The organism is Faecalicatena sp. (genome assembly GCF_058819085.1).
Window position 1 is genome coordinate 30,515 of record NZ_JBZUUL010000024.1, and the last position, 14,383, is coordinate 44,897.

Here is a 14,383-nt window from a genome sequence, read left to right on the forward strand (position 1 = left end):
ATGTTTCCTTTTCCATTCCTATGATTTATAATGGGCATATATGAACCAAAGGAGAACGAGAATGAAAGACGGGGAACTGATTGGGAAAGTACATAATTCTATTGATCAGCAGTGTATGAAAAGAGGGTATGCCGCACCAGTGGATGTCCTGATGGATGTGGGAATCCTGCAAAAACAGAAATATGATGAGTGGAGATTTGGGAAAACCCCATATCTGGAAGCTGTCTGTACCTGTAATCTCCGTCAGCTTTCCTTCCTTATGAAACAGATACGGTGTTATGCTGACCAGGCTGGATTAAAGCCATCGTTTTGCTATTATAAGAAATGGGGCACAAAAAAGAAAACCGGACAGGGGCACAAGCCGGTATATCCGCTGCGGTTCAGTAAAAGTGGAAAAGCAGAAATAGAAAAGGCATATGCGACACATTATGTAGATTCTACTCGTATAGCAGCTTTAAAAGAAGAGCAGGAGCAGAAATAAAACGAGGATTTATGAAGAAACAGAACTTGGTAAACTGATGCATGATTTTTCCTGCACGGATGCGAAAGATATGCATTATAAAATTTTAGCTGATCGAGTACGTTACTTTAAAGAAGATGCGAAAGGAGTGGAAGTTATGTGCAGAGCGATGGAGGATATGAGAAAAGAAACTGCTGCTGAACAAAATATCCTTACATTATTAGGGGCTATTAAGAATTTAATGAAAAACCTTGGATTGTCAGCAGAACAGGCAATGACTGCTCTTGGAGTATCAGATGCTGAGAGAGGTATCCTTTCTAAAAGAATCTAACAAATCATAGAAGAAGGCCGGTTCAAGACATAGTGCTTGTATCGGCTTTCTTATTTCTGGCTGTGAGCATTTGGACAAAAATCGGCTTATTCTGATAGGGGTATTTTTTAATAAAATAATCATAAAGTCCATATGGTGAGGTTTGCGGATGATTTTATAGTCACAGTATCGGATAAAGAAACATTAGAAGATATCAAGTTGCGGATCGAAGACTTCTTAAAGCCAAGAGGGCTGACTTTATCAAAGGAGAAAACGCTAATTACCCATATAGATAAGGGATTAGTTTTCCTTTGAACTTTCGAAAGTTCAAAGGAAAACTAATCATTAAACCATCCCACAAATCCATGAACAAAATCACACAGAAAGTCAGTGAGCTGATTAAGAACAACCAAACGGTGAAGCAAGAAATCTTAATCAGAAAGTTAAATGAGGTTACCCGCGGATGGGCGAACTATCATCACGCCACTTGTGCAAAAAAATGTTTCAGCACAGTAGACCACCGCATATGGGAAATGCTGTGGAGATGGGCGAAGCGCAGACATTCCAACAAAAGCAAACACTGGATTGTCGATAAATACTGGAAAATACATAAGGGAAGAAAATGGACATTCATGACAGATAAGAACATCCTATTTTGGATGATGGATATGCCGATTGTCTGAAAAGGGTATATGGCGCTTGATAAGAATCCATTTCTGGACCAGAAATACTTTAAAAATCGAGCCAAGAATCATCGATTTAACAGAAGGAAAGCGATATGTTCCAATTAAGCCGCGCAAATAGGTTATTATGTGTTATAGATGCGTGAGCGGAATGCGGTGAAAGCCGCACGTTCCGTTCTTTGGTGAGGGTGTAACCGTAAGGAAACACTCCTACCCGACACTGATGAAACTGGGTAATACCAGCGGAGGGAAGCGGACTACATAGTAACGGTCTTTCTGAGGACACATCAACCGTGCTCAGGAACGGAGGTATTGATGGGAACAAAATTAGAGAGAATAGCAGAAATATCGGCAACTACGCTCAAGCCAGAGTTCACATCTCTGTATCATTTAATCAATGTTGAAATGCTCAAGCAGTGTCATAAGGAATTGGATGGCAAGTTTTCTAGCAGTTTATGCAGATGACTTTATTGAAGAATTTCAATATAAGGCAGATGCAGAGAAGTACTATGCTATGCTGAAAGCAAGACTGAGAAAATTCAATCTTGAACTAGCCGACTGATAGCGTTTGGAAAGTTTGCAGAAAGTAACTGTAAACGAAGAGGAATGAGAAAACCAGAGAATTTGATTTTCTGGAACTCACCTTCTACTGTGGAAAAGGCAGAAAAAGTGGAAACTTCTGTATAAAGCTGAAGACCAGTTCAAAGAAATATGTACAGAAGCGAAAGACTGTAAAAGAATGGTTACATGAAAACAATGACCTGCCAGTAAAAGAACTAATAGCTAAATTGAATAAGAAGCTTGTAGGACACTATAGATACTATGGAGTATCTTTCAATAGTTACAAGATAGGTTCTTTTCTGCACTACACAAAGAGATACTTATGCAAAGCTTTAAACAGACGAAGTCAGATGAAAAGCTATACATGGGAAGGGGGTTCGGATATGTTGAAAGTCTATCCCCTTGCCAAACCAAAGATATATGTTAGGTTATTCTAGAAGCGAATATTACTATGAAGAGCCGTATGCGTGAAAGATGCATGTATAGTTCTGTGAAGGGCTTGTGGCGTGAGCCACTTGTCTACTCGACCGTCCCAGGGGGAATAATTTCCTGGGATTTCTGTCGTGGTAACTGATGTGGGGGAAGAATTTATGGTTCCATCTTCAATTACTACTCTTCTCCATTCGTATGTTTTATTGACAGATTTATGGTTTACGGTTATCCTGTTTTCAAGAAGGAGACGTTGATATGCCACATTATAATTTACCTTACAATCATGGACAAAATATTCATAAGGTTTTGGATAAAATGCCTTTCATTCAAGATTTCCAAACAAATTCCTTTCTGTTTCAGCAGTTGGGGGATCCTATACGTCTGAGGATATAGTGGCTGCTATGTCATAGTGGAGAATGTGTCTGCAATCTTGCCGCTACCATCCAGATGAGCGATCCGGCGATTTCCCATCACTTGCGTAGCTTAAATAAAAGAGGACTTATTACCGGCCGTAGGGAAGGCAAAAAAGTTTACTACAAATTAGCTGATATGGCGGAGTAAAAATTGTTGCATCGAGCCGTGAAAAGTAAGACTTTTCTATTTTGTTATTTAGATATTTCATGATACAATAGTGTTACAAGTTAAGTTTGAGGGAGGGATTTCTACGCTAACACTTTTTGAGAAAATTCGTGAAGTAATAAATAGAAGAATACAAGAGAAAAAGAAAAATGAATTTACAGATTTGGCGCCTATTGATGATATTGAAAATGGATCTGAATATTTAAAGGCATTACATTGGGCGGTAAAGAAAGAGAAAGTTAAAAATATTGCATTAGCAGGTCCATACGGTGCGGGCAAGAGTAGTATCATTGATACATATTTGAAAAAACATAGAATTATTAGAAGGAACTCTCTACGTGTTTCAATGGCAACTTTTGTTGAAAATGAAACTGATGAGAACGGGAATCCTAAGAAAATTTCATTGAAACAAGATGAAATTGAATTAGGAATTTTAAAGCAATTATTTTATAGGGTTAATTATAAAAAGATACCTCAGAGTAGATATCGGAAGTTACACAAAATTAATTGGAAACGTGTCTGGGGATATCTAGTTTTGATATTTTTGATTTTGGGAGTGATAGAATTTATATTTTTTCCAGATACTTTTCAAATGGTAATCGAAAAAATAGAAGAGGCAGGTGGAAAATTTGGATTAAAAGGAATGGTTTCAAATAGTATTTTCCTTGCTTTTTGCGTGGGAGTATTGGCAATTATAGCCCGAACATATCGTTTGGTACTATTTCGCTTTAAAGTAAATGAAGTAAAATTGCCAACAGAGACAGTTGTGAAAAATTCTGAAACTGCAGCGGAAACTGTATTTAATAAAAATATGGATGAGATTGTATATTTCTTTGAAGAGACAAAGTATAGAATCGTATTTTTTGAGGACCTAGATCGCTTAGAAAATCCATCTATTTTTATCCATCTTCGAGAATTGAATACTTTATTGAACAACTACGATGGGATTAAAGGGCGCATCGTTTTTGTTTATGCTATTAGAGATGATATATTTACAGATACAGACAGAACAAAGTTCTTTGAATTTATTATTCCTGTAATCCCAATTATAAATTCTACAAATTCAGGGGAAATCTTTTTACAGAAACTTGAGGAATCTAAAAAGAAAGGGATTATTCATGAAATCTCACAGGAATTTATATTAGACGTATCTCCATATGTTGAAGATATGCGAATCCTGCAGAATATATATAATGAGTTTGTCGTATATAAGGAAACGATTCGTACTGACCAGGACCTTAAACTATCAGATGAAACAATGATGGCATTGATTATTTTTAAAAATTTGTATCCACGAGAGTTTGCAGAACTTCAAATGGAGAGGGGAGTTGTTAAACAAGCTTTTGAGGAGAAGCAAAGATATATCTCTGGACAATGTATACAATGGGAAAATGAGATTGATGAGCTTACACAGGAATTAGAGAAATATCACAATGACTGTTTAGAACACGTAAAAGAACTTAAAACAGCCATGCTTGCTGCTATGGTGAATTGGCAGGGCGTTCCATACAGTATTAAGGAAAGCTATAGGAATAAATATTCAGTGGATAGAATAATGGAGGATTCGTTCGAATTATCGAAACTAGAAGAATTAAAGGCTGTTAAAATTGAATATTATACATGGAGTAATTATCAGTCAGAAAAATCCGTAAATGATTTCCAAGAAGTCTTTAAACGTTATTATGAAAGAATAAAAAATTTTCAATTTGTTCAAGAAAAAGGTGTTAGTTCAATAAAAAATAAAATTGAAGATTTAAAAAAGAATGCACACGAACTTTCGAGTTGGTCGCTTAAAAAGCTGATAGAAGAATTTGGAGTTCATAATGTACTATCTGAAAAAGTTAGTGAAAATAAATTGCTGGTATTTATGATTCGAAGAGGGTACATTGATGAAAAATACGCAAATTATATCAATTATTTTAAAGGGACAAGCATTACAAAAGAAGATATGAATTATATACTGGCAGTAAAAAATATGGAAAAGTTGCCATATAATTATAATTTGACAAAAGTCGGAATGGTTATACAGTGTTTGCAACTTTATGAATTTGAACAAAAAAGTATTTTCAATTTTATTCTTTTGGAATATTTATTATCTGAAGAAGAGAACCTTGAAAAACGAACGATGTTGATTGGACAATTATCTGATGGAACAGTAGAAAGTTGGAAATTTATAGATGAATTTATTGATCAAACGCAATATAAAAAAAGACTCATTCAATTATTAGCAATGCGCTGGGCAAATATGTGGAATTATATCGTTCAAGATATAACGATAAGGTATGAAAGAAAAATTTTTTATTTAAGATTGCTTGTCGATAATGTAGATGCGGAACGTTTGTTTGAGTTAAATGATGAGCATAATATAAGTTGCTTCATAGAGACAAATCCAGATATATTACAACAGTTATCATCCATTCAAGATCAAAAGGTGATTTTCTTAATTGAAACACTTGGAATTGTTTTTACAAATATTTTTATTGAAAATGTCTCGGAGGAAGTTTTGAGATATGTTTTTGAAAATCAGTGCTATGAGTTAAATGATACGATGATACGTAGGATTGTAGAATTTGAAGATGATAAAATGCTTTCCGGTTTAAACACTCGAAATTTTACAACCATTATTTCACTCGGATATGAACCGTTAATTAAATACATACGAGAAAATTTGAAAAGGTATGTGAAGGAAATAATATTAGCTCCTAATAATACTAAGGAAGATGTTGAACAAATCATGGATTTGTTAGAAAGAATGTTAGGAAATTCTCCAGAAGAAACGGAAATCTGTTTGAAAATAATCAATCATGAAGAATTTTGCTTGGATGATATTTCTAAATGTTGTGGCAAGTTCGATTCTGATTTTAATAAGGATGTGAAAATTCTTTGGGATGAGTTATTGGATAAAGGAAAAGTAAGCTTGAAATGGGAGAATATCAAATATTATTGGAACAGATATAAGATTACTCCGGAACTACTTCAATACATTGAAACAAATAGTGAGCAACTTACACTTTTAGAGAATCAGTGTTTAAATGAAGTGTTTGCCGAAGAACTTCTTACAAGTACAATTGACGATTCTGCTTTTGTAAACCTATTACCTCAGTTGGAATTGGAATTTGATATTCCAATAGAGAGGGTTGAGAAACAGAAAGTGGGAATTTTGATTACGAAAAAATGTATTCCTTTTGACGTTAATAAATATGGTGAAATTAAAGATATCTATCCTGATTTATGTCCAGATTTTATTTTGTATAATCAAGAGGAATATATGAAGGTAATGGAAAAGATTCCAATGAAAGAAACATTATTAGAAACACTATTGCTTTCGCCGGTTCTTGATTTTTCCAACGCAGAAATTCTTTTGGAGACTTTTGGAGAAAATTATATGACTTCACAAATTGCTGCAAACTTAGTTAATTCAAATATGCCGATTAACAAAACAGTATTTACAAAAGCTTGGGGATATATAGATGAAAAAGGGAAAAAGACTTTGATGTTTAAATGTCTTTCAATTTTAGAAGGGGCTGACTTTGAAAATTGTTTTTCAGAACTTTCACAATGGTATTCGAGATTTTGCGATAGAAGTAAGAAACATAGTGTTGAATTGCCTAATAATGAAGAAAGTCAAAAGCTTGCTCAACGATTGCAAGAAGTATCATATATTACAAGTTACAAATTGCAAGAAAAAGAGATCTATGATTCTGTTACGGAAACAAAGAGGAAAAAGAGTGCTCTTGTGTGCTGGATAAAAGCAATCAAAGGATAAAAGAGATTTTTCGTAATATTTAAATGAGATTAAGGTAGGATATAAAAGCCCTGCCTTTTTCTGAACAGAAGTGTACATACAGTTAAAGACATAAGAGGATACGGGTACAATTTACGGATGAGCCTACGGGAAATCTGGATGAGGATACCGCTTCGGAACTCACAGATATTTTCAGTGAAAGCGCGCACCAGTTCGGGAAATGCGTTGTTGTTGTGACACATTCCCTGGCAGTAGCAGAAAAGGCGGATGTTGTTTTAGAATTAAAACACAAAAAATTAAAAGAGAGGGCTATCGTTATATCAGTATGTGTATAAAGTAGGGACTTTTTAATGATATTGTGATATGATAGAAAATGGAATAAATTGAAATTTAACGAGGAGGTGGCGGATATGGAATATGGCCCAAATCCGAATGCAATTTATCCAAATGAGAATATTAAGAGTGTATGTTTCATAAAAAATGTAATCACCCGTCCTAATATAATCGTGGGCGATTATACTTATTATGATGATATAAACGGTGCAGAAAAATTTGAAGAGCATGTAACTCATCATTATGAATTTCTCGGTGATAAACTCATTATTGGCAAATTTTGTGCCATTGCAAAGGGAATTGAATTTGTAATGAACGGAGCAAATCACAGAATGAAAAGTATTACCACATATCCATTTAATATTATGGGTGCTGGTTGGGAAAAATGTACTCCCACACTTGATGAGTTGCCTTTAAAAGGAGATACCGTCATTGGTAATGATGTTTGGATTGGGCAAAATGTCACAATTATGCCAGGAGTCCACATTGGTAATGGTACAATCATTGCTGCCAATTCTGTTGTAGCAAAGGATATTCCTGCCTACCATATTGCAGGTGGAAATCCTTGCCAAATAATAAGAAAACGATTTGATGATGAACTTATTTCATATTTACAGGAATTAAAATGGTGGGACTGGTTACCTGAGAAAATATTTATCAATCTTGAGGTTTTATGTAGTGGTGACTTGGAACAGGTACGACACATTTCTGAACAATAAATCTTGAATTTGTAAGGAGAAAAACATGGTAAGTGTGTATGTGACAAGTGCTTTCAGCAAAAATAATAAAGGTGGAAATAAGGCAGGGGTCGTTTTAAACAGGCCAGATTTATCATCTGTACAGAAAATGAAGATCGCAAAAATGTTAGGGTATTCTGAAACTGCTTTTGTAGATGATTCATGTTTAGCCGATTACAAGATTCAATATTTTACTCCAACAGAAGAAGTTCAATTATGTGGTCATGCTACAATAGCAGTATTCTCCACTCTTAAGTCGTTAAATAAATTGGATAAGCGAAATTATACTATAGAAACAAAAGCAGGAATTCTTAATATTCAAGTCGAGGAAGATGGGTTAATATTTATGGAGCAGAATTGTCCTGTGTACTTTGATGTTTTAAATTCGGACAAATTACAGGATTGTGTCGAGAAAAATTATATTTCTCATGATTTTCCAGTACAAATAGTTTCTACTGGCTTAAAGGATATTATGCTTCCTATTGATACACAGGAACATTTAATAACAATGTCACCTAATCTTGAAATGATAGCACAATTAAGTAAAGAAACAAATGTTGTTGGTATACATGCTTTTGCATTAATCAATTCCCCTGATTTAACAGCAATATGCAGAAATTTTGCTCCACTATATGGTATTAACGAAGAATCAGCAACTGGAACATCAAATTGTGCTTTAGCATGCTATCTATTTAAATATTTTGAAAAGAAGTCCCGATATATATTTGAACAAGGATATACAATGGATGAAATTTCTCGAATTGTAGTCAATATCTCTTATCATGAGAATATCATTGATTCTGTTTATGTTGGTGGATATGGATATTTAATATATCAAATCACTGTAAATCCCAGCTTGCAGGACTGACGAATTGAAATTTGAGAGGTAATAGAATGATATTGTTGGTTGTTGATACTCAAAATTTAATTATGAATAATGACTTGTATGAATTTCAGACTTTTGTATATCGTATTAAAACACTAATCAAAGAGGCACGCGATAATAATATAGAAGTTATTTATGTTAGACATGATGATGGTGTTGGACAGAAATTAACGAAAGGCACATTAGGCTATGAAATTTACGAAGAATTTCAGCCAATGCCAAATGAGCGTGTTTTCGATAAAAATGTAAACAGTGCTTTTAAAGATACGGGGTTGTTGGATTATCTACATGAAAAAGGCGAAGATACAATTATTATTGTAGGGCTGCAAACAGATTACTGCATAGATGCAACAGTGAAATGTGGTTTTGAGCATGGACTTAAAATGATTGTTCCGGCAAATACAAACAGTACGTTTGATAATGCGTATATGACAGCGGAAAATTCTTATAGATATTATAATGAGTTCATGTGGAATGGAAGATATGCGGAATGTATTTCATTTGAAAAAACTCTTGAATTTATTTTGAGAGTGTACCATGAACAATAAAGAGATTATAAAATACTTTTATGAAGTGGTTGTTTCAGAAAACTTGCTTAATGAGCTTCCTTCATATATTTCAAAGGATTGCGTGCAAAAGGTTGGCGAAAACGAGACGTTTATTGGCATAGACGAAATGAGGCAACACCTTTGATGCTTTTGGGGAAAACGGTTTGATTAAGCCAGTATAAATGAATGGAGACATATGGATAGGAATCGACTTGTCAATCAGAGCATTGACTATATCATGCAGCATTTAGATGAAGATTTATCGCTGGAGTCTGTGGCGGACCATTTTTTTATATCGAAATACCACTTTTCCCGCATATTCAAGGCGGTGACCGGTGAATCTGTTTATGCATTCATAAAACGCTGCAAGGTGGATCAGAGTGCCGTTGATATGAAAATAAACCGTGAAAAAACAATTACAGATATCGGATTAGACTATGGATACAGTGCTTCCAACTACAGTTTTGTATTCAAAAAGCATCATCATGTTTCTCCTGTTATATTCAGACAGTCTATCCCCACCCACAGCATGCCTGTTCCCTTTACTCCTGACCGGACTGCCCATTTTAAAACTGCAGAGGAATATGCCGCCAGGATCGAGATTCAAAAGTTTCCAGATCTTTTCGTGCTCTATGAGCGGTTCATAGGAAATTATGTGGAACTTGAAAGGCGATGGTACCAGTTTTTGGATCTTAATAAATCCTATTTACAGGAGGAAACCATTCTGGTGGAGCGTTTTTTCAATGATCCGGCCATTACAAATTCAGCGCAGTGTATCTGTGATATCTGCATGACAGTGGAAGAAGATTGTGAGTTGACCAATACCATGCGGCTTAAGGGCGGCAGATGGATTGTGTATCATTTTGACGGGGAAATCAAAGATATTTTTGAGACATTGCAGGGGATTTTTAACGTCTGGCTGCCACAAAGCGGCTGCCGCATGTCACAGCGCTATGGTCTGAACATTTATCGCCAAATTGATCGGGAAAACCACAGGGTTTTGATGGATTTATGTATTCCAATCGAATAAGAGCAAGAATTCAGAAGACAAATGTATGGCTTTCATTCTATAATTAAGAAGTGTTTTAGAAATGCTTCGATAGAAAGGAGGCCGTTTTTACATCTGGTAAAAAAATCGAATACGGAACTGATATGATTCGTTAGAGGGAAAAAACAAAAATATGGAGGAAAGTTATGTTTGATATCAGAAAAATGCAAGAGAAGGTTCTTTATGAATCGGTAAAGGCTAAAAGCGATACCGAAACCGCCATGAAAGTGGTGTATAGCGAAGAAAGGCAGGCGGATGCAGAGAATAATGAAGAGTGGGTAAACGCTTCCATGCGCCGCCTGGAGAGCAGATTTGATGACAAGACAGTAAAGGAAATCCGGATGAACTGTCAATGTGGTTATGAAATGGATGAAAAAGCTGCGCTTGTGAAGGAATTAAAGGATGCTTCCACGAATTTAGAGGAGTTCGCAGGCTCAGAGAAGGCAAAGGCTGCCGGGCTTTTCTGCGAAAATGGCGAACTCTTTCTACAGTTTGATTTTTGTCCCTGCCCGATGCTTGAGGAGGTAGGAAAGCTAGAGACAATTACGTGGTGCCTGTGTACGACTGGCTACAGCAAAGTTCTTTTCGAAAAGGTATTTGCATGTGATGTAGATGTGGAATTGCTAAAAAGTATAAAGATGGGGGATGACATCTGTCTTATGAAAATCATTCTTCATGATCCCGTCTGGAATTAAAGTTCGGCAATAAAATGAACTTTTACTATACAAACCGTAAAGATTGTCCTAAAATAAGTACATATACATATCTGTTCAGAACCATGAACAGATACGCCGCGGGCTGTTCATAATCAATGTCCGGCGGATGGATTTACAGTAAACTGGTATGATACAGAGAGGTGGACATCATGAAAAAGAAGAGAAGAGGTTTGAGGATCGCCGGGGGAATTGTGCTTGGACTTGTTCTGATCCTGGCACTGGGGGTTGGTTACCTGACCATACGGGAATACCGCCCGGATGCCGTGGAGGCAGTAGAACCTGGAAATGGGACAGATACAATGAAAATTGGGGATTCATTCACTGTCCTGACCTACAACATAGGATATGCGGGACTGAGCAAGGATGAGGATTTCTTTATGGACGGCGGTTCTAAGGTAGAGCCGGAGAGTAAGGAACTGGTAGAACATAATATGAAGGGTGTCTCTGCGATCCTGGAAAAGCAGGATGCGGATATCTACTTCCTCCAGGAGGTGGATCGGGACTCCAAACGTTCCTTCCATATTGATGAGCAAAAATATTATGAGAACGCGCTGGGACTTCCGGGAATGTTTGCCTGCAATTTCAAATGTGACTTTGTTCCTTATCCGCTCCCGCCGATCGGAAAGGTGACAAGCGGACTTGTGACATTGACTGATCTGAACGTATCAAAGGCATCCCGTATCTCGCTGCCGGAATCTTTTACCTGGCCGGTCAAGACCTGTAATTTAAAGCGCTGTATGCTGGAAACGCGGATTCCGCTTAAGGGGTCAGATAAAGAACTGGTTCTGATCAACTTCCACTTAGAAGCCTACGACAGCGGGGAAGGCAAGATCGCACAGAGTAAGATGCTGGCACAGAAGCTGGAGGATGAATATGAAAAAGGAAATTATGTGATCGCAGGCGGAGATTTTAACCAGACATTCGAGGGCATGGAGAAATATCCGATCCACAATCAGGATAACTGGGTTCCGGGTGTCGTTGGAACAGATGATATCCCTGAGGGCTTTTCCTTTGCAGTTTCAGACAATGTACCCACCTGCCGGCTTTTAAACGGACCTTACAGCGGCAATTACGAGGATTCACAGGTGTATGTGCTGGATGGATTTATCGTATCTGATAATCTTAAGGTAAGTAAAGTGGAGAATATCGATACAGAATTTGAGTATACAGATCATCAGCCTGTCAGGCTGGAGGCAGTATTAGAATAAAGCCTTTGGAGAGGCCATAATTCCCCGGGGGATTCCAGAAATAGGAGGAAGAAGAAAAAGTGGATAGAATCGCACAATTTTTTGAAATCATTCATAAGGATATGAGTGTAGTACTTGCTACAGCATCAGATAAAAGCGTTACCATGCGGCAGGTAAGTCCGGTTGATTATAAAGGAAATGTTTTGATTTTCACAGCTCCTGATTCATTGAAATTTCAACAGCTGAAAGCGAATCCTAATTGCTGCATTGCTGCTGGAACTTTTTTTGCAGAAGCAAAAGCAGTATTTTTAGGCCCGGCGATGCTGGATTCTAATGAAGAGTTACGCCGGGTCTACTGCGAAAAATTTCCAGGTGCTTTTGACGAAGGTGCTGCCTTTGGAGGCAGAGATGCAGAATTCATTTTGCTTGAGCCATTTAAATTAAAAGGATGGGGATTTGAGGATGACATTCCTGCTTCAGATGGGGTGCCTACAATTCCATTTGAAATCGATCTGTAAGAAAATCCTGCTCCCGCAATGCTGTATCGTAAACAATCAGTTATGTAGAAATTATGATCCGTTAAATACTCCTCTTATAGTGATAAAACCTCAAATTCCTGATCTTTTCCCAGATCACATTAAACCCGATACAGTATACCGTGGCGAACGCATTTGCAAAGATTCTCAATATGACAGCGGGTACAGGCCCGAACAGTTCAGCAGCGATCAAAAGCGCTCCCAGCGTATTGAAGATCGTCTGAAAGGAATAGCTGGCAGAAAATCCGACACAGATTCCGCCGATGAGGCCCATGAAGGGAAGCAGTCCTTCCGGCATGATCCGGTATAGTGCAAGGAAGAGCAGTCCGCCCACGATATTGAACGGTGCGCGCCGAAGCTCCCGGTAGGTACAGTCCCTGATAAGAGGTGTCATGATCGACATACACGCGATCCCGATCCACATCACCCGCGGGATCCCAAGAAGAGAGGCAGCCAGCATCGCAGAAGAAGCGGCGAGACTGATCCGTATCTGCCACTGGGTTCTGGAAGAAGTAAGGTCCAGCTCATCCAGCAGGTGCCGCAGTCCTCGTTTAAAATGCTGCTGCCTATGGTTTCGGTAAAAGATCAGGGCACACATAACAAACCCGGCAGCCAGTGCTGACAGTCGAAGCAGGAACGCCCTGCCGGATACCTCATAACCGGAGAGCAGAAGATAACTGAGCACAAAGGTAAAATGGTTTGACATGATGATATTGTGGCATCCAAGTAATGTAATCAAAAAAATGCAGATAAGATGGATGAAAAATGCTCCAACAGGCGGAACCAGACAGGCCGCCTTCGGACCTGCTGCCAGGATCACAAACAAAAGGAAAAGCGCCAGGATACTGCTCTTCATATTGATTCCAAAATCCGCCTGCCTGACCAGAAACAGGATCAGCAGGATAGAAACCCCCGCGATGCTGTTCTCAGGGCCAAATATAAGGCTGAATCCCGTCACAAATAAGAAACAGAACGCCACAGTAATGAAAACCTTAAAAAGATAGACCATCTGCCACTTTCTGCGCTCCTTCGCATCCGAAGTGCTGCGAATCAAATCCTTAGAGCCTTTCGCGTTCAATTGTAATGCCTGATATAATGTCATATTACCATCCTTTCCATATTTAAGTTTCCTCAGCGTTAGCAAGGTCTATCAGCCGTAGTAATTCACGGCACTGCTCTTTTCCCAGATTTTCTTCTAACTTTTTCAGCGGTTCGATAAAATAATAATAAGTCGATTCTAACGTATCCCGCCCCTTTTTGGTAAGAACAAGGCTGTAGCTGCGCCGGTCCGTTTCAGAACTCCTTTTTTCCACCAGATGCTTCGCTGTCAAACTGTCAGTAAGCCTGCTGATTAGAGGCTTACTGACCCCCATCTGTCTGCTGAGCTCCAGTGGACTTAAAGCCCCTTCTGCCAGCTCGATCCGAAAGAGCGCGTCAACCTCCTGAGCAGTACAAAAGGCGCCTTTTGGTGTCTTTTGAGTATAGAGATTTGCAAACAAGCGGATGGATTCAATCATCTCCATATGCCGGATCCACTCCGGGATTTCATGTTTTTCCATAACAGCCTCCATATAGTTAACAATGTAAACTAAAAAGGAGTATAACAGAAAACTATAAATTCT

16 protein-coding genes and 1 pseudogene are annotated in these 14,383 nt (G+C 37.8%); 15 read left to right on the plus strand and 2 right to left on the minus strand.

The window, feature by feature from the left end:
* The first annotated feature begins 61 nt into the window (after positions 1 to 61).
* The 15 genes and pseudogenes from AC4OGX_RS11475 (at position 62) to AC4OGX_RS11545 (ending at position 12,743) form a co-directional block, all read left to right on the plus strand.
* Complete coding sequence (locus tag AC4OGX_RS11475; protein WP_493330625.1) at positions 62 to 481, plus strand: hypothetical protein; 420 nt, start codon at positions 62 to 64, stop codon at positions 479 to 481.
* A gap of 16 nt (positions 482 to 497) precedes the next feature.
* Positions 498 to 791: pseudogene (locus AC4OGX_RS11480) on the plus strand (hypothetical protein); the annotation flags it as partial.
* Between the two features lie 132 nt (positions 792 to 923).
* The gene (locus tag AC4OGX_RS11485; protein ID WP_493330627.1) at positions 924 to 1,085 is read left to right on the plus strand and encodes a reverse transcriptase domain-containing protein; all 162 of its coding nucleotides are present in this window, start codon (positions 924 to 926) and stop codon (positions 1,083 to 1,085) included.
* A 50-nt stretch (positions 1,086 to 1,135) separates the two neighbouring features.
* Positions 1,136 to 1,453 carry a group II intron maturase-specific domain-containing protein gene (locus AC4OGX_RS11490; protein ID WP_493330628.1) on the plus strand — a complete coding sequence of 106 codons (318 nt, stop codon included), beginning with the start codon at positions 1,136 to 1,138 and terminating at the stop codon, positions 1,451 to 1,453.
* 433 nt (positions 1,454 to 1,886) lie between these two features.
* Entirely contained in the window at positions 1,887 to 2,015 is a 129-nt protein-coding gene (locus tag AC4OGX_RS11495) for a hypothetical protein (protein ID WP_493330629.1), read from the plus strand.
* Between the two features lie 217 nt (positions 2,016 to 2,232).
* Positions 2,233 to 2,451: a hypothetical protein gene (locus AC4OGX_RS11500; protein WP_493330860.1), complete on the plus strand. Its 219-nt coding sequence runs from the start codon at positions 2,233 to 2,235 to the stop codon at positions 2,449 to 2,451.
* A 391-nt stretch (positions 2,452 to 2,842) separates the two neighbouring features.
* Complete coding sequence (locus tag AC4OGX_RS11505; RefSeq protein WP_493330861.1) at positions 2,843 to 3,007, plus strand: ArsR/SmtB family transcription factor; 165 nt, start codon at positions 2,843 to 2,845, stop codon at positions 3,005 to 3,007.
* A 70-nt stretch (positions 3,008 to 3,077) separates the two neighbouring features.
* Positions 3,078 to 6,791 carry a YobI family P-loop NTPase gene (locus AC4OGX_RS11510; RefSeq protein ID WP_493330630.1) on the plus strand — a complete coding sequence of 1,238 codons (3,714 nt, stop codon included), beginning with the start codon at positions 3,078 to 3,080 and terminating at the stop codon, positions 6,789 to 6,791.
* 389 nt (positions 6,792 to 7,180) lie between these two features.
* On the plus strand, positions 7,181 to 7,822 hold the full coding sequence (locus AC4OGX_RS11515; protein ID WP_493330632.1) for a Vat family streptogramin A O-acetyltransferase: 642 nt from the start codon (positions 7,181 to 7,183) through the stop codon (positions 7,820 to 7,822).
* A gap of 25 nt (positions 7,823 to 7,847) precedes the next feature.
* Positions 7,848 to 8,708, plus strand: coding sequence for a PhzF family phenazine biosynthesis protein (locus AC4OGX_RS11520; protein WP_493330634.1), 861 nt, complete (start codon positions 7,848 to 7,850; stop codon positions 8,706 to 8,708).
* A 26-nt stretch (positions 8,709 to 8,734) separates the two neighbouring features.
* Complete coding sequence (locus AC4OGX_RS11525; protein ID WP_493330635.1) at positions 8,735 to 9,274, plus strand: cysteine hydrolase family protein; 540 nt, start codon at positions 8,735 to 8,737, stop codon at positions 9,272 to 9,274.
* 196 nt (positions 9,275 to 9,470) lie between these two features.
* A complete protein-coding gene (locus AC4OGX_RS11530; RefSeq protein ID WP_493330637.1) occupies positions 9,471 to 10,304 on the plus strand; it encodes an AraC family transcriptional regulator in 834 nt (277 codons plus the stop codon).
* Positions 10,305 to 10,468: 164 nt separating this feature from the next.
* Complete coding sequence (locus AC4OGX_RS11535) at positions 10,469 to 11,017, plus strand: DUF6144 family protein (protein ID WP_493330638.1); 549 nt, start codon at positions 10,469 to 10,471, stop codon at positions 11,015 to 11,017.
* A gap of 170 nt (positions 11,018 to 11,187) precedes the next feature.
* A complete protein-coding gene (locus AC4OGX_RS11540; RefSeq protein WP_493330640.1) occupies positions 11,188 to 12,246 on the plus strand; it encodes an endonuclease/exonuclease/phosphatase family protein in 1,059 nt (352 codons plus the stop codon).
* Between the two features lie 59 nt (positions 12,247 to 12,305).
* On the plus strand, positions 12,306 to 12,743 hold the full coding sequence (locus AC4OGX_RS11545) for a hypothetical protein (protein WP_493330641.1): 438 nt from the start codon (positions 12,306 to 12,308) through the stop codon (positions 12,741 to 12,743).
* A gap of 61 nt (positions 12,744 to 12,804) precedes the next feature.
* Here the strand turns inward: AC4OGX_RS11545 and AC4OGX_RS11550 are convergent, their stop codons facing one another.
* Both AC4OGX_RS11550 and AC4OGX_RS11555 read right to left on the minus strand, forming a co-directional pair.
* Positions 12,805 to 13,863, minus strand: a complete 1,059-nt coding sequence (locus AC4OGX_RS11550) for an FUSC family protein (RefSeq protein ID WP_493330642.1) — start codon at positions 13,861 to 13,863, stop codon at positions 12,805 to 12,807.
* 19 nt (positions 13,864 to 13,882) lie between these two features.
* On the minus strand, positions 13,883 to 14,320 hold the full coding sequence (locus tag AC4OGX_RS11555) for a MarR family winged helix-turn-helix transcriptional regulator (protein WP_493330643.1): 438 nt from the start codon (positions 14,318 to 14,320) through the stop codon (positions 13,883 to 13,885).
* Positions 14,321 to 14,383: the final 63 nt, after the last annotated feature.